We start from the raw sequence: 20,697 nt of genomic DNA on the forward strand, positions 1-20,697 counted from the left end.
AACTCGAGGAAGTAGCACATTGAATAATAGTACGAAAAAAATAATAATATTTCGGATCTTCTCATGGGAAATGCTCTCTAAAAAATGGCAAATAAAAATAGTAAAGTTAACTGAAGAATTCCTGCAATGACCCAACAAAGCGCATTAGGAAGCTTGATACCCAAGTTCTCCCTTATTTTCTGAGTGACACCTGCAAAATCCTGTCTAAATTGATCAAGGATCATACTCTTCGATAAAATGCCAAAGGATTTACGCACGAACTCACCTCTAATTTATGTATATCAGTAGCATTAAGTTCAAGTAATGAAAGAAAGAAGAGATGGCCAGTCTCTTCCGTCCTTTACTATATTACCAAGCGATAGCTTGAGCCTTCAGGTTCTTCTTCAGGAGGTCTTTTACATAAAGAATTGCAGCGTCGATCATCACGCTAGTTACGGCGAGCGAACCAGCAGATAGAAGAGTCATAATTGCAGATACTGCAATTGCCGCATAACCCATCGTATCGATCAGATTTACAATTTGTGTCGCAAGCGACTTATCGATACTTAAATAAGCCATAATATCAAACATAAAAGCACCTTCTTATTGGTTTATATGGAAATATATACATATACCTCTCGTTTCAAAATTTAGCATAGGTACTCTATCAAGTCAATTTGTCCCCAAAAGGACAATTTGCTTCATTTCATAACAAAAAAGCCAGTCACCGACAAATTTCGGCAACTGGCTTTTTAATGATTGGCGATTACTCCGTAGTGTACGGAAGCAATGCGATTTGACGGGAGCGTTTGATCGCAATCGTCAAGAGACGTTGATACTTCGCGCTTGTTCCTGTCACGCGACGTGGCAGAATTTTGCCCCGCTCGCTGATGAATTTCTTAAGCAGTTCAGTATCTTTATAGTCAATGTGAGTAATTTTGTTCACAGTGAAGAAACATACTTTACGACGTTTGTTGCGGCCGCCGCGGCGTGCCGGTCTTTTGTCGTCTCCGCCTTCTCTTTGCTTGAAGCTCATGCTATTCAGTCCTTCCTATATTAAAATGGCAAATCGTCATCCGATATATCGATCGGTTTCCCATCGTCAGAGAATGGATCTTGGCTGCGTGAGAAGTTGCTGCTGCGGTTGCTATTGCCGCCCGCGCTGCTTCCACCGAATGGATTCTCCTCGCGCTGTCCGCCACCACTGCCACCTTCACGATTAGACTCCAAGAAACGGACATTATCAGCAATGACTTCGGTTACGTATACACGTTTGCCTTCGTTATTCTCGTAATTCCGTACCTGAATGCGTCCTTCAACAGCTGTGAGGCGGCCCTTACGCAAGTAATTCGCGCACGTCTCAGCCAGTTGTCTCCAAGTTACGACCGGAATAAAATCCGCTTCGCGTTCTCCTCCTTGCGATGTAAACGGTCTGTCCACGGCTATCGTGAACTGAGTAACCGCTACGCCAGACGGCGTATAACGCAGCTCGGGATCTCTAGTTAGACGTCCGATCAGAATGACACGGTTCAACAATCCAATCCCCTCCTCCGGGCTAATGCTTACAAAGTACTCAGAGTTCAAGCAAGTCCCAGGGACCTCTTGAACACCCTAAAATTAGGCTACGTCTTTCGTAATGAGATAACGGATAACCTCGTCGGAAATCTTCAGAATCCGCTCGAGCTCAGCAACGACATCAGGAGTCGCTGTGAAGTTCACCAGGACGTAAATACCGTCACGGATTTTGTTGATCTCATACGCAAGCCGGCGTTTGCCCATTAGGTCGTGCTTTGTAATTTCACCGCCGTTTTGGATGATGCCTTGGAATTTGTCAACTACGGCTTGAACAGCTTCTTGTTCAAGTTCAGGACGAATGATGTACATCACTTCATATTTGCGCATATATGTCACCTCCTCTTGGACTATGGCCCCCACCTTCTTACCCATGGGAGCAAGGAGCGAGCTTCAACTCGCACCAAAATATTATATCAAATCCGCGTACTCCCTGCAAGTATGAAACCTAAAGGAACTCCATACAATAAACGTGCTTCATGCCTTTTATCGCAGCTTCCCCATTTTAAACCGAAAGGAGGCCTTACCCATGGGTGAACAAACCGAATTCGAGCCTGGGGACAAAGCACCAAATCCCGGCATCTACACGGAAGTAGGCGAGGCGCGCAGCTTCCATACGCAAATCAACAACCCCAAGCGAGTCAAATTGGAACGCGGCGACACATTCCCCGAGACGACAAACAAGAACCGCAAGTGGAAAAAAGCCGAAAAAGCCCGCGTTCACTAATCCAATCGTACCAACCCTTAGTCACGAAAATATTAATTACAAATCCGGTGTATAAAACACAAGTCTCTGCACATAATACACTCAGACGGCGATGCAAAGAGAGGTGTGGTTCCGTTGGATCATCCACGAGCAACACAGCTGCCTGGAGTCTTATTCACTACCCGTTAGAAGCAAACGATCGCGAATTGAGAAAGACCCCTCTTTATCACTTCGTTAAAGCCTAGGCGAAGATCAGATGTTTCTTAGTCGTGAGAGAAGAATTCCAATCCGCATCCCGTCTGCAAATGGAGAACCCGTATGGGTTCTCCTTTGTTGTAAAGACAGGTCTACAGGCCTAAATTTAACATCAAAAAAATCCCCTTACACATATCAGGGGATTCTTGGATTTATTCTTGTTTTCAATTGATGACTATGATGGCGGAAAGGGTGGGATTCGAACCCACGCACGCTTTGACACGCCTAGCTGATTTCGAGTCGCATATCTTCAACGACGGTTCGATCGGTGAGCAATCCGTATCTACGGAAGAATAAATCGAGCGCCTTAACGGAAGGAATTCCGTTTGCTCCTCCGCGAATCAACCGCATTAACTGAATGTAAGCTTCCGATCTCATCGCGTCAAGATTTCGCTCAGATAAATAATTAACGTAAGCAGCGAAATGTTCCTGCGATTTCCATTCGAACAGTGTTGACCGCGCGATCCCAATCTCATCCGCGAGCTCCTGCATTGTCTTCTTCTTTCCTTCCGCGCCTAACAGTTCGCCCCATTCGTTCAGTACGAACAACTGCGCGGCTCTCTGCTGTTGCGGTGTTAGTTGCGCTTCTAATACTTTGCGTTGTCTACTCATAAATAACGTCCTCCTCTATAATCTTATTCGCGGCATCAATCGCAGCCTGTAACGCGGCCGGATCGGATATTAAGCGTTCGGCCTCTTTCCGCGCATCCATATCGTGTTTACCGCCTTGATCGAACAGGTCGTGACCTAAGCCGTCATCCTTCGTCATGAAGCCGATATATATATGAAGCTTTCGCATTTCATCGCTAATGTTGATCTCATCACTTTTCCCCGCGTCTATCAATTCGTTAATGTGATTCATTATGTCCAGCGCAGCCCTAGCGCCTAACGCATGTATCCCGGAGAAGAATCCGACCGAGTGACTAAGGAGCCGCGCGAGCTCCGCATACTCCGCAAGCCTGTCCGTATCAATCCGCGTAACCTGGCCGGCCGCTATAATCGACGCATATTTGACCGCAATTGCCCGAAACGGCTGCAGACGCTCGACCAACGCAAGCGATAGCGGCATTTCGACGCGTTGTTTACGTTCTGGCGGGTCCGGCGGCAGTCCCTTCTCGATCCGTATTTGACGCAAGCACTCCGTTAATGCCGCGATATCGACGCGCAGCTCATCGTTAGTCATGTGAGTCATCCGCGTCTCCCCCTTCGATCTCATCCTCAATCGTAAATAGTGCGGTTGTAATCTCGTCATTAAGCGCCTGTAACACGGCAAGACGCGCCTCAACGTCAGGTACCGCGCCCAATACCGCGCTGATTACTGCGGTTAGTTCCGATAGTCGCTGCGCGACATCGATCGTGCATTCGATTAAATTGCGTTGTTCCATTTCGATCCCTCCGTAATAGAAAAGAGCCCGCTGTATTAGCGAGCTCCTTACGTTTCGTTGCGTTATATGCGACAGGGATTCCGTTAAACGTTGAAGGGAAGACGATAACTATGGGAACTCAAACGGTTAGGTCGGAAGGGAATGCGTTAAGCGACGAAGCACTGGAGCTGACAAACCGAATTGCGAAGCTTCAAGGAGATATAAACAGTTACAAGCAGTTTTTAGCTGCAGAGAATGAGTACATTAAGACGCTTGAATCCGAAATCAAAGACGAAGAAGCCCGGGAGAGAAAAGAGTAAATATCGCGGAGCTTTCGCGTATTACAGGACTACATAGAAACGGAATTACTAAGCTTTATAACGAGGATACAGACGGTGTGAAATTTGATACGTTAAATAAAATCTGTAAGGCGCTGTCTTGTGAAGTAGGGGATTTAATCGAGTATATTTCTGACGATATCTAACGCGACAGAGCACCGAACACATACCGACCGCCGACCGTTGAGGTTTGCGGCCTTTTTTCGTTTTCGCGACGTCCCAAACCCGAATACTGTTCGTGTTCCGACCTACCAACAATCACCGCCGAAATCAACGCATACAAGCGCGTCGCCGGCGAAGCCATATTCGAGATTGGACGACGCCTCAAACACGTTAAGGAGAACGACTTGGCGCACGGACAGTGGGAACGTTGGTTGCGGGAGGAAGTCGACATCCACCCGAGGGTCGCTCAAATGCATATGAAGGTTGCGGAAACTCCCGGTCTAAAAACGAGGACGTCCTCGCAAATGGGGTTGGATGCTCTGTATCTCATAGCAACGCTCCCACCCGAAGAACGCACGCGAGAACACACGCTCAAGTCCGGAGTCACAAAAACGGTAGACGAAATGACCGTACGAGAGCTACGCGAAGTAAAAGCGGCGTTAAAGAAAGAACGTGAGCGCGGGAACAAGCGGAAGTACGCGCACAGAAAGCGGAAGCTGACTACGAACTGGTCCGCGGCACTCTTAGCGCAATGCGCGACCAGGCTCCGCAAATTGAATACGTTGAGGTTCGCAAAAAAGACGCAAACCCACGGAGGACATCCGCGGGCCTGCGCCTGAAAGATTGGGTAACGTTAAATTTTTATCGGAACCAAACGCAAATAGGTTCCACGGAGGGGCTGACTCCCCTCTCCTCAATCATAACATATCAAGTCTATTTTTACCGCGCGTTTTACGCAAAATTCACGGGAAATTAGGCATTCTGGTTGCGGAGGAGTATAAACGGAAGGGTTGCCGAGTTGAAGCGGTAAAATTGCGTAAATAAAAAGCCAGCTTACGGGGGGGTTCCGCTTGGCTGGCAATATTAGTGATAATACCCATCGTACTTATTCTTTTTGAAAGCGGTCGCCGACCCATAGGGTTGATATAGATAGTGTCAAAAAAGAAAGCTTGGAATAAGTAGTTAATATCCGATCAATATGATCGTTTTCTTCAACAAGGTATGTACCTAAACTTACTTTTATTATTTCATGAGCAATAGGTGAGTGCCAATGAAATTCATCATTATTGTTGTACTCCCAAAGAGGAGGCAAGTTCCCTCGACCTGCTATTTCATAATATTTTCGGATACTTAAAAGATCAACGTGGTATGTAATTTTATTTCGGATGTTTGCAAGGGTTTTACTTTTAAAGTGATTGGTTTCTTTTGAGGTTAAGTAATTCCATGCTTCGACAACCTCATCCGGCATGTTTTTATCCTGAATTAGCAAAATAATATCTTTTTTTATTACGTCAAATATCTTTAAAGATTCATAAAGACTAGAGAGTGCATTGGAAATATACATATATACCAAAAGGGGCGTGCCTTTTGGTGACTGTTGAAAGAGTTTTAAAAAGACAGAACAGTATTCTAAGTTCATTACCAATGCAATTATCCTCAGTTCTTGTTCCGAAAGGGGTTCTTTAGATTCTCTATGTGAAACAATGGCTTTCATAATATCACCTCCATTATAGTATATCAGATTAGACAAATAAATTTATTGTCTCAATGCTACATACTAAGCGCGGGTAACTATCCGGATCTAAACACGTTAACGCAAAAAAAGGCGCAGACTCAACGGAATCTCTCCCGCGAATCTGCGCCTCACTCAGCGCCGTAATTTCCTGTCTATGCTTGTGCCAACATAAAAATATATCAAATTGCTTTACATCTGTAAAGGTTAAGTTTACAATGAACATAGGAAAACCGATAACGAATTTATCGCTATCGGCAGGTTTGCAAGGTAAGGGTATTAGATTTAAAAAACGTAGAGTGCAAGACGCATAGTAGTCGGTTTCTCCGCCAAGAGACCGGCTACTTTTTCTTTTCTAATGCCTTAATCAAATCGAGAACAAACTTCATTAATGATAGCATTAACATCATTGCTGCTATAATTAAAGTTATAACTTGATAAGTGTCCAGGGTATCACCACCGAGCCTCTTACCTTGCAGTTATATTATACCAGACTATACCATGTTAATGTAACGTTAAAGGACCACCTGTTGATAACTTACGAGATTTAATTATTTTTTCATTTCGCAACTCTCTTCTGCTTGTACCGGAGCGCCTTATATTGCGCTAATGCTGTCTTATATGCGTCAACAAATAAGCCTACCGGATTGTCAACGTTGATCCGCGGCAAATTAGTGCTTATGTCAACCGTCATCATAGCGTATTGTTCCGCAGCCAGGTCGATAACTTCCGGATCGAGGCGACCGGGAAAATGGCGCAGCAGTGCCGCATATATGTCCGCGAAGTAGAAATCACCGACCGCGTGCGTGTCGTTTAAGGGGATCGCAGATAGACGGCGGTAGAGCGCAGCCATAACGAAATCTGACCCGTCATCTTCCCGCGCGTCATTCATACAACCATCCTTAAAGTCATTATTATTTAAATCATTAATTACTAGGGGCGGATTTGCCGTAGATGGGTTTTCCATATCCGGATTTTCCGTATGTGGAATAGCCGTACCTGGCTCCGGCCCTTCTGGCTCGATCGGGTCGACCGGTCTCTCGAATACGACCGTTTCATATCCGGTAATGCGCTGCGTCTCTGGATCGCGCATCTGACGACGTTCAATATAGCCGGCGGCCTCTAATTCCTTCAACGCCGAATAAACCGCGTCTTTGCCGTCTTTTGAACGTTTAACGAGGTCCGATACATATAAACGCCAATTGTAGGGCTTAGATAGCAAATAACCGAGCAGTCCCTTCGCTTTCCAGGACAGCCGCTCGTCCGATAAGAAGAACGGGTCAATGATAGCGTATGACGAGTCGCGCTTCGAGACGCGGACAATACCGCCTTTGTTGGACGTCGACATTAGCGCATGCCCTCCCGTTTCATAATCCGCGCAAGAGGCGAATGCTTCCGGTGCTCGTCCGTAATGCTTTCCTCGCTAATCTGGACGTACTTGCGAGTCGTCGCTATATCCGCGTGACCCATAATTTTTTGAAGGTGAAAGATACTCATTCCATTCTCCGCGGCCATCGTTGCAAAATTGTGTCGCAGGACATGTGGCGATACATTACGGCCGAGCTTCGCCTTTTCCGCGTATTTATCAAACGCCTTTTGAATCGTCTTCTCGCTCAATTGCTCGCCATAGTTGGTCGTAAATACATATGTAGTTTCGAAGTGTTGCTCGGACTCCGTAATTAGTTGCTTCAATAGGCGCGCCGTCTCAGTTGAGAGAGGCAATACGCGAGACTTGCGGTTCTTATTCTTCGCGGCTGGAAGTACAATAAGTTTCCGCACGAAATCAATCTCCGGTTTTTCTAATGCGCAGATTTCATTCAGGCGGAGACCGGTATCCAAAATTAACGTCATAATAATCGCGTCTCTCCACTGTGCCCACTGTTGCCGATCCGGTGCCTTTAAGAAGCGGTACAGCTCCTCATCGGTTAACGGCGTAACTGTATCGACGTCCTGGCGCATTAGAGACAGGTTAGCGGCTGGATTGCGGTTCTATTACCTCCTCGTCGTACAACACGGCAAAGAACGTCCTTAGAACGCGAATACGCACGTTTACTGATGCCGGAGACAGGCCGCGCTTTCCCTTCATAAATTCCGCCTTAAAAGGATGACCAGCGTAATATTCTTTATCGTTCGCGCACCAAATTACATAGTCGCGAAGCATGTCCGCAGTAACGTCCATAATCGTTACCTCCCCGTGACGATCCTCGGCCCATTCGATAAAATAGCGCATATTCTTAACGTAACCTTCGATAGTCCGTTCTTTTAAGTTATTGGCGCGCTTTACCTTAACTACGAAATCAACCGCCTCATCAAGCGTATAAGACGGCAGGCCTACCTCCGCAATTGGAGTCCGCTGACCTACCGTTTTCTTGCCCGTACGTTTATCCATAACAAAAAAGCCTCCTACGCGTTATTAACGTAGAAGACTTCGGAATCATTCAGGTATGTTCGGATCATCTAGCGCTCTCTGCGTCCAGTTTCCGTACACATAACGTACTGAAAACGTGATAATGACGCGGTTTACGAGAGATGGCGGAAAGGGTGGGATTCGAACCCACGCACGCTTTGACACGCCTAGCTGATTTCGAGTCAGCCCCCTTGGACCTCTTGGGTACCTTTCCACAGCACAATTGAGTATATCATAAAACACGCCACCGATCAAGGGAACTTATGTTCCTTTGATCGGTATAATGCTGAACCTCAAGCATGGTGAGTTATCCGTCACTTCACAGGTTATGATGACTGGTTCTGCGAGTCCGTGGCCTCTTCCCCGGCTGATGCTGCCGAGTGAATCACCTTACGCATATTTTTCTCAAATTTTGCTCTTGGAACGAGTACGCTGTGCTTGCAGCCCACGCATTTAATTCGGATATCCATACCCATTCGGATGATTTCCATTTCATTGCTGCCGCAAGGATGATTTTTCTTCATCAACACAATATCGCCCAGCCCAAACGATTTACGCTCCATGTATATCCCTCTCCTACTTCTTCCATAATTATTCTATCCCATCAGTCAATTTGGATTGACTAAATCGTTCCTATGCTGCATAACAGCTTAACTCTGTGATTTATTTGCCCTCAGTCAAAGCCAGATTATCCGCTTCAGCTTCTTCCAGTGCCTGCTTAACATATGTCTGTATTCGCCGCTCGACTTCTTCTCTGGCCGCAGGCAGACATTCCATCGCTATTCGGATGACGAACTCGCTGGCTGACAGCGACTGAATGCCAAGCACATGCGGCACTTCCGGATCATAGGGATGATCTTCCTTCATTTTTAGCATCGCCCTTTTCAACAAGCCAATACTCTCTTCCAATTTCTTAGCATTGCTGAATGGAAAATCCACAACGACCATCGCATTGTTCAACGAATAGTTCGTCACATTAGTGATCATGCCATTTGGAATGATGTGCACCTCCCCTGTCCAGCTGACAAGGCGCGTGGAACGGAGTCCAATCATCTCGACCGTGCCTTTAAGACTGCCGGTTTGAATGACATCGCCTACGGCAAACTGATCCTCTAATATAATGAAAAATCCTGTGATCACATCCTTCACCAGGCTCTGAGCGCCAAAACCGATGGCCAGCCCCAGTACCCCGGCCCCGGCAAGCAGCGGCGCAAGCTGGAAGCCGACTTCACCCAGCACGAGCATCACCATAATGAAGTTGCTAGTAATCCAGGTAACATTTTTAAGAAGCTCGCCTACAGTTATGAACCTCCGAGGATTGACCTTTAAACGACTTTTTTCTCTCTTCTCCAGAGAACGGTCGATAATCCGATATATGACTTTTATAAATATTCGAGTAAGGATGAAAATAAGAATAATCCGCAAGGCCGAGAACATGACCATTTCCCACATATCGATGTTCGTCACCCATGCCCACAGCTTATCTTTCCAGGTTATTGCGGCTTTAATTGCATCTTCGGGGGAATCAATAGCATTATCTGTTTTCATTGTTAGAAATGTCATCTGCTCCCTCCTATAATTCGATGTTATCATAACCTGATTCCGATTGGGAGTAGATCCCCCGAATGACTACGTTCTCCTGAATCACAATCCCCTTTACGGCGGATAAGGACTCCTCAGGAAAACGAATCGATAGAGCGCAGCCTGCCGTGATTTCCTTCGGTGTCGGAAACAGGTCGATTTCTATTTCTGCATATTCCAGCAGCATCTCAGCTCGCAATGCTTGCTGCGTCGAATCAAATGCCATCACTAACCATGCATCCACAGCTTTTAGTCCCTCCCCTAATATAAGCGATACTTTAGTCGGAGTATAGAAATGCTCTTTTTTCCATATACTATCTATTATTCCTTATAGCAGATATACCGAACCCGGCAGCTATAACGATAATTTCAAGCGGAAAGGAAGATTTCTATGTCTCAGCTAAACCCTTCTTTCTCAGGACAAGAAATTCCCTATTTAAAAATACCCCATACCGAACCGGGCATACATTCCGCCATTATTCATCGACTGCTGCTTCATCTAGCCCAGGTCGAGCCTGGTCAGGAAATCGTTGTCGTTTGTATTGGCACCGACCGCTCAACCGGCGATTGCCTGGGTCCTCTTGTAGGAACTGCCTTAGCTAAATACAAATGCCCATACTTTCACTTGTATGGTACATTGGAAGATCCGGTCCATGCCATGAATTTGAAGGATACCCTCCACCAAATTAATACCACATTTATAGACCCTTATATCATTGGTATTGACGCTTGCCTTGGCCAAACGACCAGCGTAGGTTCGATTCAAGTCGTTCAAGGGCCGCTTCGTCCCGGTGCGGGCGTAAATAAAGAATTACCGCCGGTTGGCGATATCCATCTGACAGGCATCGTTAACGTCGGCGGTTTCATGGAATATTTTGTATTACAGAATACAAGGCTCAGCCTAGTCATGCGTTTATCTGAGATCATTGCCAGCAGCCTCTATTCCGCTATTAAAGAATGGAACAAAGGGTTTATTCCCCTTGCGCGGCAAGAGCAATAACCTCGAGCTCTTCCGTCGAGAGAGCATGCGAAGATTCCCCTTTGGTCAGCGGTTTGGCATATACATAAGAGCCTTCCCGATTATAAATACCAGTAAGGACCACTCCGTCCTTCTCATCATTGATAAATGCGATGGAGAAGCTCAGGTCATTTCCACGCTCGGCAAAAGCATTATAACGCTTTATGCCGATTTTTGCTTTTTGTTTTGGCAACAGACTTTGAAGCTGTTTGAGTATCTGTTGTTGGTGTTCCTGTGCATCCTCCAGCTTGCCCTGCTGCAGCTTCAAATCGATGAGCAAGCCCTCCAAATCCTCAACACCTGTTCCCTGCATCATTAATTCATATTTCCGACGGATCTTCCGGAGCTTGCTGCCTTGAAGCAAATTCCATATGAGCAGCCAAACCACGACGATAACTAACCCGATTACAACCCAAACCAACTGCTCCAGAATGAGCTCATTCCATTCTTGCATGCTTCCTCTCCCCTATGTTCAAATCATTGAGCCGAAATTTGCCGCATGGCTAGTACGAATGACTCAACCTCTTCCTCCGTCGTATCAAACCCTACGCTGGCTCTAACCGCCCCGCCGGCCGATGTCCCCGCTGTCATATGTCCTAAGGGCGTACAATGATAACCGGCGCGCACAGCTATTCCATATTCTCTATCCAATACAAAAGCAATCTCCGCAGCATCCCGGCCTTCCAAATTAAAGGACACAAGCCCCATTCGCGGCTCTCCAAGCTTTGGCCCAATCAAGGATATGCCTGGCAATTTCGCTAACTCCTTCATCATCGTCTGGATAAGCATCCATTGCCGTTCATATATTTGTTTTACCCCATATTCAAGCACAGCATGTACACCTGCAGCCAACCCCGCTATGCCGACCGTATTTGCCGTCCCGGCTTCAAAGCGATCAGGGCGCACAGCAGGTTGTTCAAGCTCCTCGGATTGGCTTCCTGTCCCTCCATGCAGCAAAGGCTCCAAATCTACCTGGGGAGCGATGTATAACCCTCCTGTGCCTTGTGGGCCGAGCAAACCCTTATGTCCAGGAAAAGCCAGCAAATCAATTCCCATCTCAGCAACATCAATCGGATACGTCCCTGCAGATTGTGCCGCATCAACTAGAAAAATCGCCTCATGCTCGTGAGCTAGATGCCCAAGCTCCTGCAGCGGCAAAATGCTGCCCAGCAGGTTTGATCCATGTGAACAAACAACCAGCGTCGTCTCCGGACGGAATGAGTTCCTGACCTCGTTCAAATCAAGCTGTCCCCATTCATTTATCGCTATATAGTCCACTTGAATCCCGATGGTTCTTTTCAAAAACTCCAACGGCCTTCTAACCGAATTGTGCTCCACCATTGTTGCAATCACATGATCTCCGGGTTTCAGCCATCCTTTGATGGCCAAATTCAAAGCGGATGTCGTATTGGAGGTGAATACGATATCGTTTGGATTAGAAACATGAAACAACGTTGCCAATGCTTGCCTAGCATTAAACATAATCCGCCCTGCTTGAAGCGCCATATTATGATTTCCTCGCCCGGCACTGGCGGCCTGGCCATTGAGAATCGACATCATGGCCTCCCCTACGGCTGGCGGCTTAGGCCAAGACGTTGCCGCATGATCCAAATAAATGACGGCTTGCTTTTTCAGTGAACTCCCCTCCTAAATCAAGCTGTATATGTTCATTCATCATCTACGCATATTTTCCTATAGATCAACAAATGACATATCCCTCCGCTGCAGAGATTAATCATCTCTCAGGCAAGACGAATATGTCATTCGCAATGAACCCTGAATTAAGAGAGTAAATCAAGTAATCTTTGCAGATCCTGTTGACTATAATAGTTGATTTCTATTTTACCTTTTTCTTTACTCGCTTTGATTTTTACTGTTGTCTTGAACTTTTCTCTTAAGCTTCCTTCAACCTCTTCAATATAAGGATCACGTTTTTGCGATGCCGGCTTCTGTTTATCCTTTTTCTTACGATCCAGCTGCTGGACAGCATCCTCTAGCTCCCTTACGCTCCATTCATGATCGATACATTGCTTGGCAAGGTCCTTAATCATTGCCGAATCCTTCAATCCAACCAAAGCCCGGGCATGTCCCATGGATAATGTTCCACGTGAAACATATTCCTTCACTTCCTCCGGCAAAGACAACAGCCTTAAAAAGTTTGCAATGTGGGAACGAGATTTGCCAACCTTCATCGACAGTTCTTCTTGTGTAAGCTGGAACTGATCCATTAACCCTTGATAAGCCACCGCTATTTCCATGGCGTTCAAGTTTTCACGCTGCAAGTTCTCTATTAAAGCAATCTCCATAACCTGTTGATCGGAAAAAGATCTTACAACAGCCGGAATCGTTTCATTGCCGCAATATTGAGAAGCCCGAAATCTCCGCTCACCGGCAATAATTTCATATCCCTTTAACACGCTGCGAACGATGATTGGCTGAATTACACCATGCTGGCGAATCGATTCCGCCAACTCGCGAATTGCATCCTCGTCAAATGTTTTTCGTGGTTGATACGGGTTGGCACGGAGCTGATTCAGTGGAATATCTACCACCTTATCATCCTCTTGAATGGAGAGTGATGGTATCAGCGCATCCAGACCTTTCCCCAATCGTTTACTCATAAGAGACCACTTCCTTTGCCAACTCTAAATATACTTCCGCTCCCTTAGACCGGGGATCGTAGGTTATAATGGATTGACCGTGCGATGGTGCTTCACTTAAGCGAACGTTACGTGGAATAACTGTTTTGTAAACTTTTTGCTGAAAATATTTTTTGACCTCTTCAATGACCTGAATCCCCAAATTAGTACGGGCATCAAACATCGTAAGCAGCACACCCTCAATTTGCAGAGACGTATTTAAATGCTTCTGAACGAGACGAACCGTATTTAGAAGTTGGCTCAAACCCTCCAGGGCATAATATTCGCATTGAATCGGAATCAATACAGAATCAGCCGCCGTAAGCGAATTGATGGTCAGAATACCAAGCGATGGCGGGCAATCAATAAGAACATAATCGTACATATGCTTCACTTGTTGAATCGACTTCTTAAGCCGGACCTCACGCGAGATCGTAGGCACAAGCTCGATTTCCGCCCCTGCTAATTGAATAGTAGCAGGAATGATATCCAATCCTTCAACCTCCGTCGAAACGATGGCTTCCTTTGGATTTACTTCATTAATCAGCACGTCATAAATACAATTGGCAACATCAGCTTTATTGATCCCGACACCGCTTGTCGTATTTCCTTGTGGGTCAATATCAATGAGCAGCACTTTTTTACCGATCGCAGCAAGTCCTGCCCCGAGGTTGACGGAAGTCGTCGTTTTACCGACCCCTCCCTTTTGGTTAGCAATGGCAATGATTTTAGACAATCTATTTCACCTCAGTATCCGTTAAAAATCTTCTTGTAGTGTATTTCTAGGCAGTTACAACTAAGCTGAAGCTACAAAAAGACAACAAAGTCATCCTATGCATGCACTCTGCATGAATGATCATTCCCGCTAGCTGCGAGTTCGGTTAGATGGAAATGACCCTGGAAGACTCAAGCCATTTTGCCGAAAAAGAAGCTGACCTCTTAACCTCGCGGTCATGGTCAGCGAGCAACATACATTATCTTTTAGGAATTTGAATCACAATTTCATAGTGATCTTCATGGTCTTTCTCCGAAGTCTTAATCTGCATTCCCGATCCGGTTACCATATCAATGGATTGGCGGATCGTATTCAGAGCCAGCCGGACATCCTTCGAGAACGAAATTCGTCTTGGCGACTTCTTATTCTTGGCAACCTCCTTGTAAAAGGCTACCCGGGCTTCGGTCTGCTTCACATTCAACTCTTTACTGATGATTTCATCCAGTACCTTCAATTGCAGTTCCTCGGTATCGAGAGACAATAATGCCCGTGCATGACGCTCTGTAACTTTACGTTCCATTAGCGCAGTTTTTACTTGTTCAGGCAATTGAAGCAGCCTAATTTTGTTGGCAATCGTGGATTGACTTTTCCCCAGCCGCTGAGCCAAGCTCTCTTGGGTGAGCTGATGCAGATCAATCAAATTCTGGTAGGCCAGAGCTTCTTCGATTGATGTGAGCCCTTCCCGCTGTAAATTCTCGATCAAAGCAATCGAAGCAGCCTGTGAGTCGTTGAAATCCCGCAAAATAGCCGGGATTGTCTCATAGCCTAACTTTATGACTGCCCTCCAGCGTCTCTCCCCTGCGATCAGTTCATATTTATCATTTCGGTAACGAACTACGATAGGTTGAATTACCCCATGCGTCTTGATCGTTTGGCACAGCTCTTCGATTTTCTCATCGTCAAAAATAGTCCGGGGTTGGTATGGACTGCTTACGATTTCACCAACCGGAATTTGTTTCACTTCATCTCCGCTGCTTCGTTCGGTAAAACCAAACAATTTAGAAAATTGTTCTTTCATTCCGTAAATTACCACCTAATTTGATAGTGTCATAAGGCGAAGCCTTATGGGCTGCATTTCCTTGCTTAAGAAGACAGACCGCTACTTACGGTTGTGTTCCTTTTCGATCATAGAGGATTAGCATAACTGATAAACTGCTAATTCTATAATCTTCAAAATTAACGGGAAAGCTGCACAATAAACGGAGAAAAACGTCTATCGACGTACTCTCTAAGAAGACAGAACCGCAAGTAGCGGTAATTTTCTTCTTGAAATAGTCCCACCGAGAAAATCGATCACCTATGTATACCTTCAAGGTGAATTATCTCATAGCTGGTTATATTTCAAGGTGAATTCTCGAGCAACATTCTCAGAAAAATTCATTCTACAATAAACAGATAGAATGGTGCTTGATCGTAGAATTCAACTACATCGGGCAAATGATGATCGATATATCTATTCTACCACTTTTTTCTCTATAATCCTATTCTCTTATTCAGCATTTTTTTCGCTTTTCTTGACATGAATAAGAGATCCCCCAGCATAGATTGTTTCACGTGGAACAATTTGCTGGAAGGATCAAAATACGCAATAAAAAACCAATGAACTAAACAATCGGTGATTTTAAAGGTGTGCCTGCCTTCCGAGGGTAAGCCTTTGGCGTAGCAGCAGTTTTCTTGACGAGAATAATATGGCGATCAGCGTCTTCCATGGGCAACTTAAAGTGGTGATTGCCAATCAGCTTGCCGTTAAGCACCTTCATGCTTCGGGCCGCTTCCTCTACCTCTTCTCGAGGATCGCTTCCCTTCATCGCTGCAAACACGCCGCCCACCTTAACAAATGGAAGGCAGAACTCATTTAGTACAGCCATCCTAGCAACAGCACGGGCTGTAACTAAATCGAATTGATCGCGATATTGTGGTTTGCGTGCAATATCCTCAGCCCGGCCATGGATGAGCTCTACACCGTCCAACGAAAGCTGATCCACGATATTTTGCAAAAAATGAATTCGTTTATTCAGCGAGTCTACGATGGTCAACTTCAATTGGGGAAAGCATATCTTTAAAGGAATGCCTGGAAATCCTGCTCCAGAGCCGATGTCCGCCAAAGATTGAATATCCCTCATATTCATATGAAATGCCAAGGAGATCGAATCATAAAAATGCTTCACATATACCTGTTCACGTTCGGTGATTCCCGTCAGATTCATTTTTTCATTCCAAGACACCAATTCCTTAAAGTACGTTTCAAACTGGGTCAACTGCTCCACATTCACCTCGATCCCATGATCGCGGAGCATGGATTGAAATTCAGATTGTACTTGATCCAATCACTTACCCTCCTGCAGCGGTAACCCGATTATAATGTTCCAAATAAACGAGCAAAATGGAAATGTCAGCTGGCGAAACTCCGGAAATTCGTGAGGCTTGCCCGATGGAAAGCGGCCGGATTTTGGCCAGCTTTTGGCGAGCTTCAATGGCCAAACCTTGAATATCCTCGTATTTAATATTTTCAGGCAGTTTTTTCTTTTCCATTTTTTTCAATTTTTCAACATGAAGCAGCTGTTTCTCGATATATCCGGCATACTTCACTTGAATCTCGACCTGCTCCCTCATCTCCTCATCCAAATCCACCCCGGCCGGGGAAAATTGATGGATCAGATCATAGGTCACTTCTGGACGGCGCAAAATCGCCAGTAAATTGCTGCCATCCTGGATTGGCGCCGAACCGATTGATTCCAACAAAGGATTGATATCCGCAGGGCGTACCTTGCTCGTACGCAGACGCTCTACCTCTTGCTCTACCTTTTCCTTCTTGTCGAGGAATGCCGCATACCGCTCCGGTGAGATTAGTCCGATATCATAGCCGATTTGCGTTAATCTCAGATCCGCATTATCGTGGCGAAGCAGGAGACGGTATTCTGCGCGCGAGGTAAGCAGGCGGTACGGCTCATTGGTGCCTTTAGTCACCAAATCATCGATCAGCACCCCGATGTATCCTTGGGAGCGATCCAGTACGACGCCTTCCTTGCCCTGAACCTTGCGAGCGGCGTTGATGCCCGCCATGACGCCTTGAGCTGCCGCCTCTTCATAACCTGACGTCCCGTTAATTTGTCCTGCTGTAAACAAGCCGGGAAGCTGCTTCGTCTCCATCGTCGGCCATAGCTGCGTCGGAACGATAACATCATATTCGATCGCATAGCCGTTTCGCATAATTTTGGCATTCTGCAGCCCAGGAACCGAGCGAACGATTTGCTCCTGTACCTCTTCCGGCATGCTCGTCGACAAACCTTGAACATAGTATTCCGCCGTATTCTTGCCTTCCGGCTCAAGGAACACCTGATGCTGCGGCTTATCGGCAAATCGAACGATTTTGTCCTCGATGGATGGACAATACCGGGCTCCCGTTCCTTCAATAATCCCCGAGAACATCGGTGCGCGATGTAAATTAGCATTGATGATTTCATGCGTCTCAGGCGAAGTATAAGTCAGCCAGCATGGCAGCTGCTCGTTATCCGAGCTTTTCGTTTCATACGAGAAAAATTTAGGATTGTCATCCCCCGGTTGGATTTCCGTTTGGGAAAAATCAATCGAATCGCGATGAACCCGCGGCGGCGTTCCCGTCTTGAAGCGAACTAGCTCGAAGCCAAGCTTCTTCAGGCTATGAGACAACATTACGGCCGGCTGCTGATTGTTCGGCCCGCTCTCGTAGGCCAGCTCGCCCATGATGATTTTGCCGCGCAAATAAGTTCCCGTCGTCAAGACGACTGCCTTGCTGCGGTATCTCGCGCCCGACTGGGTAATGACGCCTACGCACTTGCCATCCTCCACAATCAAATCCTCAACCATGCCTTGACGCAGCGTCAAGTTGTCCTGCTTCTCCAGCGTCTCTTTCATCGTATGCTGATACAGCACCTTGTCCGCCTGCGCGCGAAGCGCATGAACAGCGGGGCCTTTTCCCGTATTCAGCATCCGCATTTGGATGAATGTCTTATCGATATTGCGGCCCATCTCCCCGCCGATTGCATCAACTTCTCTAACGACATGACCTTTGGCGGGCCCTCCAATGGAAGGGTTGCACGGCATAAATGCCACCATATCCAGGTTAATCGTCACCAGCAATGTTCTACAGCCCATGCGTGCTGCGGCCAAGGCAGATTCACTGCCGGCATGTCCAGCACCGACGACGATGACGTCGTATTCTGCTGCTTCAAATCCCATCCTAAAACCCCCTTTAAAATCCATGATTATATAGTAGAGAAACGTCATATTCATTAAAATTTCAACTACTTAAAACGTTCTTTTTCATCATACCATGAATGAACGCCGTCCATACGTAAGTGATCTTATTTTCCGAGACAAAATTGGGAGAAAATTTGATCGATCAGCGCATCCGGCGCAGCATCGCCGATCACCTCACCCAACTGCTCCCAAGCGAGCCGCACATCAATTTGCAGAATATCGATCGGAATACCCGTATCAGCTGCCTCGTAAGCGTCCGCAAGCGATTGCTTCGCCTTGTTCAACAACGCAATATGACGCACATTGCTGACGTAGGTCAAATCCCCCGACTCCAGCTGTCCGCCGAAGAACAGCTTCGAGATGGCATCCTCCAGGTGATTGAGGCCTTCCTCCGTCTTCACTGACAATTCTACGATCGCTTCCTCCGGGAAATATCGGTTGACTACTTCCCTGTTCAACTGCGAAGGCAAATCAATTTTGTTGATTAACACGATCGTCTGCCGCCCTCTAAGCTGCTCCATCAGATGGATCTCGTCTTCATGCAGCAGCTCAGCATTGTTTAGTACGAGCAGAATCAAATCCGCTTCATGCACCGCAGCCCGAGAACGCTCCACCCCAATTTGCTCGACAACATCGATCGTTTCGCGGATGCCCGCCGTATCCAGCAGCTTCAGTGGAATATTGTTAATCGTCACGTACTCCTCAATCACATCCCGAGTAGTCCCCGGAATATCGGTGACGATTGCTTTATTCTCTCTCGCCAATGCGTTCAGCAGCGACGATTTGCCGACATTGGGCCGTCCGACAATCGCTGTCGTAATGCCTTCCCGCAAAATTTTACCCTGGTTGGCCGTCTTCAGCAGCTCATCGATCCCCTCCGTCACTTCCGCGCATTTCGACTTGATGAACTGCGTCGTCATCGACTCTACGTCATGTTCGGGATAATCAATATTAACCTCGATATGCGCCAGCGTCTCCACCAATGTATGACGCAGCGCCGTAATTTTCCGGGACAAATTGCCCTCCACCTGCTTGAGAGCAAGCGAGAACGCCCGATCCGACTTCGAGCGGATCAAATCGATGACCGCTTCTGCCTGCGACAAATCGATCCGCCCGTTCAAAAATGCACGTTTGGTAAACTCCCCCGGCTCAGCCAGCCGGATATTTGGCTGCAGCAGAAGCAGATCCATCACCCGTTTTACGGAAATAATCCCGCCATGCGTGCTGATCTCCACGACATCCTCCGTCGTGAACGAGCGAGGCGCACGGAACACCGAAACCAGAACCTCTTCCAGCTTCTCCTGTGTTTTAGGATTGATAATAAAGCCGTAATGAACGGTATGGCTTTCTGCCTCAGTCAGCGGCTTCCTGGAGCGAAACAATGCTCCCACTTCAGCAATCGACTCCGGCCCGCTGACCCGGATTACCGCAATCCCACTTTCACCTACTGCCGTCGATATGGCAGCAATTGTATCGCTCAACATGGTTCATTCACCTCATGATTTATAGAATAAAATTCGCTTGTTTAGCTAAAAAACCCGTGATGAAAACTTTAGCCGCGCCGCATTCCGTTTGATCCTTCGATCGCTGTTGTCGCCAGATTATGATGATCTGATAAATTCGTAAGAGGTCATAATCCGCCGACAAAGGCGACCGCTACCGCTTCTCCGAATTCAAACGGCCTGCTCTGCTACTCTTTTCACCTACCACATTCAAACACTATAATTCCCGCACCAACCCAAGCGCATCCCAGAGGGACAGCGGCGCTCCTTGCAGCCCGCAACAATAAATGGCCTCTACCCTAACTACCATTTCTGCTCCCAAGAGCCGCCAACATTGCCTTGCACCAGCCTAAAGCGCATCCCGGAGGGACAGCGCCTCCTTGCACGCACTAGCCACATACAACACCAACCCCACTCCTACGCCCGCAGGAGCGCCGCAAGTAAAGCGTGCCCGATAGGGCGAAAGCGACTCCTTCAGCCAACCCAACTCGGGTGCACCGACAGCAGAAGTGTCTGCAACGTGTTTTCAGGCTGCCCGGGAGCTCCAAAAGTAAGACGTACCCGAAGGGGGAAAAGCGTTCCACGCACCAAAAGTAGAGCGCATCCCCGAAGGGGACAGCGGGCAGGAGCGCCTCTGTACCTCCCAC

General features: G+C 46.9%; 27 protein-coding genes and 1 tRNA gene. 5 read left to right on the forward strand and 23 right to left on the reverse strand.

The features are described from left to right. Positions 1 to 348 precede the first annotated feature (348 nt). From QNH46_RS24235 to rpsF, 4 genes are all read right to left on the reverse strand, one after another. Positions 349 to 570: an uberolysin/carnocyclin family circular bacteriocin gene (locus QNH46_RS24235; RefSeq protein ID WP_213591781.1), complete on the reverse strand. Its 222-nt coding sequence runs from the start codon at positions 568 to 570 to the stop codon at positions 349 to 351. 175 nt (positions 571 to 745) lie between these two features. Continuing rightward, complete coding sequence (gene rpsR / locus QNH46_RS24240; protein ID WP_018750422.1) at positions 746 to 1,015, reverse strand: 30S ribosomal protein S18; 270 nt, start codon at positions 1,013 to 1,015, stop codon at positions 746 to 748. Between the two features lie 20 nt (positions 1,016 to 1,035). Then, complete coding sequence (gene ssb / locus QNH46_RS24245) at positions 1,036 to 1,515, reverse strand: single-stranded DNA-binding protein (RefSeq protein WP_283926396.1); 480 nt, start codon at positions 1,513 to 1,515, stop codon at positions 1,036 to 1,038. Between the two features lie 81 nt (positions 1,516 to 1,596). After that, positions 1,597 to 1,881, reverse strand: a complete 285-nt coding sequence (rpsF, locus tag QNH46_RS24250) for a 30S ribosomal protein S6 (RefSeq protein WP_155613261.1) — start codon at positions 1,879 to 1,881, stop codon at positions 1,597 to 1,599. A gap of 199 nt (positions 1,882 to 2,080) precedes the next feature. On the opposite strand from rpsF, the gene QNH46_RS24255 reads away from it, so the two are divergent. Next, positions 2,081 to 2,278: a YjzC family protein gene (locus QNH46_RS24255; RefSeq protein ID WP_155613260.1), complete on the forward strand. Its 198-nt coding sequence runs from the start codon at positions 2,081 to 2,083 to the stop codon at positions 2,276 to 2,278. A 459-nt stretch (positions 2,279 to 2,737) separates the two neighbouring features. Here QNH46_RS24255 and QNH46_RS24260 read toward each other — a convergent pair whose 3' ends face one another. From QNH46_RS24260 to QNH46_RS24270, 3 genes are read right to left on the reverse strand one after another with little or no spacing between them, the layout of a single operon-like run. After that, complete coding sequence (locus QNH46_RS24260) at positions 2,738 to 3,124, reverse strand: phBC6A51 family helix-turn-helix protein (RefSeq protein ID WP_283926397.1); 387 nt, start codon at positions 3,122 to 3,124, stop codon at positions 2,738 to 2,740. Next, positions 3,117 to 3,704, reverse strand: coding sequence for a hypothetical protein (locus QNH46_RS24265; protein ID WP_283926398.1), 588 nt, complete (start codon positions 3,702 to 3,704; stop codon positions 3,117 to 3,119). Before QNH46_RS24265 ends, QNH46_RS24260 begins: the two co-directional genes overlap by 8 nt. Then, positions 3,688 to 3,897 carry a hypothetical protein gene (locus tag QNH46_RS24270; protein ID WP_283926399.1) on the reverse strand — a complete coding sequence of 70 codons (210 nt, stop codon included), beginning with the start codon at positions 3,895 to 3,897 and terminating at the stop codon, positions 3,688 to 3,690. Before QNH46_RS24270 ends, QNH46_RS24265 begins: the two co-directional genes overlap by 17 nt. Before the next feature lie 110 nt (positions 3,898 to 4,007). On the opposite strand from QNH46_RS24270, the gene QNH46_RS24275 reads away from it, so the two are divergent. From QNH46_RS24275 to QNH46_RS24285, 3 genes are all read left to right on the forward strand, one after another. Continuing rightward, on the forward strand, positions 4,008 to 4,196 hold the full coding sequence (locus QNH46_RS24275) for a hypothetical protein (RefSeq protein WP_283926400.1): 189 nt from the start codon (positions 4,008 to 4,010) through the stop codon (positions 4,194 to 4,196). Then, a complete protein-coding gene (locus QNH46_RS24280) occupies positions 4,154 to 4,360 on the forward strand; it encodes a helix-turn-helix domain-containing protein (protein WP_283928542.1) in 207 nt (68 codons plus the stop codon). The genes QNH46_RS24275 and QNH46_RS24280 overlap by 43 nt, the downstream gene beginning before the upstream one ends. Before the next feature lie 165 nt (positions 4,361 to 4,525). Further along, positions 4,526 to 4,996, forward strand: coding sequence for a DUF3102 domain-containing protein (locus QNH46_RS24285; protein ID WP_283928543.1), 471 nt, complete (start codon positions 4,526 to 4,528; stop codon positions 4,994 to 4,996). A gap of 266 nt (positions 4,997 to 5,262) precedes the next feature. On the opposite strand, the gene QNH46_RS24290 is transcribed toward QNH46_RS24285, so the two are convergent. The 8 genes from QNH46_RS24290 to QNH46_RS24325 all read right to left on the reverse strand — a co-directional run bounded on the left by QNH46_RS24290 (position 5,263) and on the right by QNH46_RS24325 (position 10,121). After that, on the reverse strand, positions 5,263 to 5,871 hold the full coding sequence (locus QNH46_RS24290) for a hypothetical protein (RefSeq protein ID WP_283926401.1): 609 nt from the start codon (positions 5,869 to 5,871) through the stop codon (positions 5,263 to 5,265). Positions 5,872 to 6,448: 577 nt separating this feature from the next. Beyond that, positions 6,449 to 7,237: a helix-turn-helix domain-containing protein gene (locus QNH46_RS24295; RefSeq protein ID WP_283926402.1), complete on the reverse strand. Its 789-nt coding sequence runs from the start codon at positions 7,235 to 7,237 to the stop codon at positions 6,449 to 6,451. After that, complete coding sequence (locus QNH46_RS24300; protein ID WP_283926403.1) at positions 7,237 to 7,848, reverse strand: tyrosine-type recombinase/integrase; 612 nt, start codon at positions 7,846 to 7,848, stop codon at positions 7,237 to 7,239. Before QNH46_RS24300 ends, QNH46_RS24295 begins: the two co-directional genes overlap by 1 nt. 10 nt (positions 7,849 to 7,858) lie before the next feature. Beyond that, positions 7,859 to 8,278, reverse strand: a complete 420-nt coding sequence (locus QNH46_RS24305) for a phage integrase SAM-like domain-containing protein (protein WP_283926404.1) — start codon at positions 8,276 to 8,278, stop codon at positions 7,859 to 7,861. 141 nt (positions 8,279 to 8,419) lie between these two features. After that, positions 8,420 to 8,510: transfer RNA gene (locus tag QNH46_RS24310), tRNA-Ser, on the reverse strand. 112 nt (positions 8,511 to 8,622) lie between these two features. Beyond that, positions 8,623 to 8,859: a DUF951 domain-containing protein gene (locus QNH46_RS24315; protein WP_283926405.1), complete on the reverse strand. Its 237-nt coding sequence runs from the start codon at positions 8,857 to 8,859 to the stop codon at positions 8,623 to 8,625. Between the two features lie 100 nt (positions 8,860 to 8,959). After that, complete coding sequence (locus QNH46_RS24320) at positions 8,960 to 9,859, reverse strand: mechanosensitive ion channel family protein (RefSeq protein ID WP_283926406.1); 900 nt, start codon at positions 9,857 to 9,859, stop codon at positions 8,960 to 8,962. 10 nt (positions 9,860 to 9,869) lie between these two features. Further along, positions 9,870 to 10,121: a putative Se/S carrier protein gene (locus tag QNH46_RS24325; protein ID WP_283926407.1), complete on the reverse strand. Its 252-nt coding sequence runs from the start codon at positions 10,119 to 10,121 to the stop codon at positions 9,870 to 9,872. Positions 10,122 to 10,268: 147 nt separating this feature from the next. Here QNH46_RS24325 and yyaC point away from each other — a divergent pair, with 147 nt between their 5' ends. Continuing rightward, complete coding sequence (yyaC, locus tag QNH46_RS24330; RefSeq protein WP_155613257.1) at positions 10,269 to 10,877, forward strand: spore protease YyaC; 609 nt, start codon at positions 10,269 to 10,271, stop codon at positions 10,875 to 10,877. On the opposite strand, the gene QNH46_RS24335 is transcribed toward yyaC, so the two are convergent. The 8 genes from QNH46_RS24335 to mnmE form a co-directional block, all read right to left on the reverse strand. Then, complete coding sequence (locus QNH46_RS24335) at positions 10,849 to 11,349, reverse strand: DUF4446 family protein (RefSeq protein WP_283926408.1); 501 nt, start codon at positions 11,347 to 11,349, stop codon at positions 10,849 to 10,851. The two genes, yyaC and QNH46_RS24335, sit on opposite strands and share 29 nt — an antisense overlap. Positions 11,350 to 11,372: 23 nt before the next feature. Continuing rightward, positions 11,373 to 12,455, reverse strand: a complete 1,083-nt coding sequence (locus tag QNH46_RS24340) for an aminotransferase class V-fold PLP-dependent enzyme (protein ID WP_283928544.1) — start codon at positions 12,453 to 12,455, stop codon at positions 11,373 to 11,375. A gap of 221 nt (positions 12,456 to 12,676) precedes the next feature. Continuing rightward, entirely contained in the window at positions 12,677 to 13,516 is an 840-nt protein-coding gene (locus QNH46_RS24345; protein ID WP_213591789.1) for a ParB/RepB/Spo0J family partition protein, read from the reverse strand. Then, a complete protein-coding gene (locus QNH46_RS24350) occupies positions 13,509 to 14,270 on the reverse strand; it encodes a ParA family protein (protein WP_155613253.1) in 762 nt (253 codons plus the stop codon). Before QNH46_RS24350 ends, QNH46_RS24345 begins: the two co-directional genes overlap by 8 nt. Positions 14,271 to 14,508: 238 nt before the next feature. Next, positions 14,509 to 15,327, reverse strand: coding sequence for a nucleoid occlusion protein (noc, locus tag QNH46_RS24355; protein ID WP_283926409.1), 819 nt, complete (start codon positions 15,325 to 15,327; stop codon positions 14,509 to 14,511). Positions 15,328 to 15,913: 586 nt separating this feature from the next. Then, positions 15,914 to 16,636 carry a 16S rRNA (guanine(527)-N(7))-methyltransferase RsmG gene (gene rsmG, locus QNH46_RS24360; protein WP_283926410.1) on the reverse strand — a complete coding sequence of 241 codons (723 nt, stop codon included), beginning with the start codon at positions 16,634 to 16,636 and terminating at the stop codon, positions 15,914 to 15,916. A 4-nt stretch (positions 16,637 to 16,640) separates the two neighbouring features. Next, positions 16,641 to 18,527 carry a tRNA uridine-5-carboxymethylaminomethyl(34) synthesis enzyme MnmG gene (gene mnmG, locus QNH46_RS24365; protein ID WP_283926411.1) on the reverse strand — a complete coding sequence of 629 codons (1,887 nt, stop codon included), beginning with the start codon at positions 18,525 to 18,527 and terminating at the stop codon, positions 16,641 to 16,643. Positions 18,528 to 18,652: 125 nt separating this feature from the next. Then, complete coding sequence (gene mnmE, locus QNH46_RS24370; protein WP_283926412.1) at positions 18,653 to 20,032, reverse strand: tRNA uridine-5-carboxymethylaminomethyl(34) synthesis GTPase MnmE; 1,380 nt, start codon at positions 20,030 to 20,032, stop codon at positions 18,653 to 18,655. Positions 20,033 to 20,697: the final 665 nt, after the last annotated feature.

It is taken from the genome of Paenibacillus woosongensis, from assembly GCF_030122845.1.
In the GTDB taxonomy this organism is placed as follows: domain Bacteria; phylum Bacillota; class Bacilli; order Paenibacillales; family Paenibacillaceae; genus Fontibacillus; species Fontibacillus woosongensis_A.

Excerpts from the sequence above, each read along its gene's own strand:
- QNH46_RS24340 (WP_283928544.1), bottom strand. The coding sequence starts at position 12,455 with ATGATGTCGATTCTCAATGGCCAGGCCGCCAGTGCCGGGCGAGGAAAT.
- QNH46_RS24235 (WP_213591781.1), bottom strand. The coding sequence starts at position 570 with ATGTTTGATATTATGGCTTATTTAAGTATCGATAAGTCGCTTGCGACA.
- mnmG (WP_283926411.1), bottom strand. The coding sequence starts at position 18,527 with ATGGGATTTGAAGCAGCAGAATACGACGTCATCGTCGTCGGTGCTGGA.
- noc (WP_283926409.1), bottom strand. The coding sequence starts at position 15,327 with ATGAAAGAACAATTTTCTAAATTGTTTGGTTTTACCGAACGAAGCAGC.
- QNH46_RS24260 (WP_283926397.1), bottom strand. The coding sequence starts at position 3,124 with ATGAGTAGACAACGCAAAGTATTAGAAGCGCAACTAACACCGCAACAG.
- QNH46_RS24275 (WP_283926400.1), top strand. The coding sequence starts at position 4,008 with ATGGGAACTCAAACGGTTAGGTCGGAAGGGAATGCGTTAAGCGACGAA.
- QNH46_RS24305 (WP_283926404.1), bottom strand. The coding sequence starts at position 8,278 with ATGGATAAACGTACGGGCAAGAAAACGGTAGGTCAGCGGACTCCAATT.
- rpsF (WP_155613261.1), bottom strand. The coding sequence starts at position 1,881 with ATGCGCAAATATGAAGTGATGTACATCATTCGTCCTGAACTTGAACAA.
- QNH46_RS24295 (WP_283926402.1), bottom strand. The coding sequence starts at position 7,237 with ATGTCGACGTCCAACAAAGGCGGTATTGTCCGCGTCTCGAAGCGCGAC.
- QNH46_RS24255 (WP_155613260.1), top strand. The coding sequence starts at position 2,081 with ATGGGTGAACAAACCGAATTCGAGCCTGGGGACAAAGCACCAAATCCC.
- QNH46_RS24290 (WP_283926401.1), bottom strand. The coding sequence starts at position 5,871 with ATGAAAGCCATTGTTTCACATAGAGAATCTAAAGAACCCCTTTCGGAA.
- rpsR (WP_018750422.1), bottom strand. The coding sequence starts at position 1,015 with ATGAGCTTCAAGCAAAGAGAAGGCGGAGACGACAAAAGACCGGCACGC.
- QNH46_RS24335 (WP_283926408.1), bottom strand. The coding sequence starts at position 11,349 with ATGCAAGAATGGAATGAGCTCATTCTGGAGCAGTTGGTTTGGGTTGTA.
- QNH46_RS24315 (WP_283926405.1), bottom strand. The coding sequence starts at position 8,859 with ATGGAGCGTAAATCGTTTGGGCTGGGCGATATTGTGTTGATGAAGAAA.
- QNH46_RS24345 (WP_213591789.1), bottom strand. The coding sequence starts at position 13,516 with ATGAGTAAACGATTGGGGAAAGGTCTGGATGCGCTGATACCATCACTC.
- QNH46_RS24265 (WP_283926398.1), bottom strand. The coding sequence starts at position 3,704 with ATGACTCACATGACTAACGATGAGCTGCGCGTCGATATCGCGGCATTA.
- QNH46_RS24320 (WP_283926406.1), bottom strand. The coding sequence starts at position 9,859 with ATGACATTTCTAACAATGAAAACAGATAATGCTATTGATTCCCCCGAA.
- QNH46_RS24270 (WP_283926399.1), bottom strand. The coding sequence starts at position 3,897 with ATGGAACAACGCAATTTAATCGAATGCACGATCGATGTCGCGCAGCGA.
- mnmE (WP_283926412.1), bottom strand. The coding sequence starts at position 20,032 with ATGTTGAGCGATACAATTGCTGCCATATCGACGGCAGTAGGTGAAAGT.
- QNH46_RS24300 (WP_283926403.1), bottom strand. The coding sequence starts at position 7,848 with ATGCGCCAGGACGTCGATACAGTTACGCCGTTAACCGATGAGGAGCTG.
- yyaC (WP_155613257.1), top strand. The coding sequence starts at position 10,269 with ATGTCTCAGCTAAACCCTTCTTTCTCAGGACAAGAAATTCCCTATTTA.